Source organism: Oscillibacter sp. UBA6647, assembly GCA_002455655.1.
Lineage (GTDB): Bacteria > Bacillota > Clostridia > Oscillospirales > Oscillospiraceae > Oscillibacter.
Map to the genome: position 1 here is coordinate 1 of DKLF01000120.1, position 937 is coordinate 937.

At 58.4% G+C, this 937-nt stretch carries 1 protein-coding gene; it reads left to right on the forward strand.

Annotated features, from left to right (window positions below; translation table 11 throughout):
* The coding region (locus B2W96_RS08885; protein ID WP_293009935.1) for an iron-containing alcohol dehydrogenase family protein at positions 1-847 on the forward strand (847 nt) is incomplete at its 5' end.
* Positions 848-937: the final 90 nt, after the last annotated feature.

A 937-nucleotide genomic window follows, 5' to 3' on the forward strand; every position in this document is an offset into this window, starting at 1 on the left:
CATGATTTTCGCCGTGGGCGGAGGACGGGCAGTGGACACTTGCAAGGCCGTGGCAGAGCATCTGGACAAGCCTTTGTTTACCTTCCCCACCATCGCTTCCAACTGCGCGGCCTGCACTGCCATCGGCGTGTTTTACAATCCGGACGACACCTTCCGGGATTACTTCTACCCCACCCGCTGTCCCGAGCATACGTTCCTGAACACGAAAATTGTCGCGGAAGCGCCGGAGGCCCTGCTGTGGGCCGGAATCGGCGACGGGCTGTCCAAGGAGTGCGAGGTGGAGCTGGCCTCCCGTGGGCAAAAGCTGTTTCACACCACGCTGCTGGGCGCCCAGCTTGCCCACTCCTGCACAAACCCCATGGTGGAATACGGCGCCACAGCCATGGAACAGTGCCGTCAAAACACTCCCGGTTATGCGCTGGAGCAAGTCTCCTTGGCCATCGTAATGTCCACGGGCATCGTCTCCAACCTGACCACCGACGCCACAAAGTATTATTACAACAGCAGTCTGGCTCACTGTGTCTATTACGGCTCCACAATGGTTCCCGCCTCTGGCGGAAAGCACCTGCACGGTGAGATTGTGGCTTTTGGCGTGCTGACATTGCTGACCTATGACAAGCAGTTTGAGGAACGCGACCGTGTGATGCGCTTCAACCGCTCCATCGGTCTGCCGGTCACGCTTGGCGAAATTGATCTGTCGGAAGAAAACCTCCAGACCATCGCGGACAAGGCCGCCACAGTTCTGGAGTGGACAAAGGCCCCCTACCCCGTCACAAAAGAGGCATTCATGCAGGCTATGCGGGACGCTGACGCCGCAGGCAAGGCCCTGCTCGCAGCCGAACAGTAACCGCCGTATTTAAAAGGAGAGAGTACAATGAAAGCGATGAACCGTGCTGCCGACCTTCTCAATAAAAATCTGGCGCTGCTGGCCGTCGCC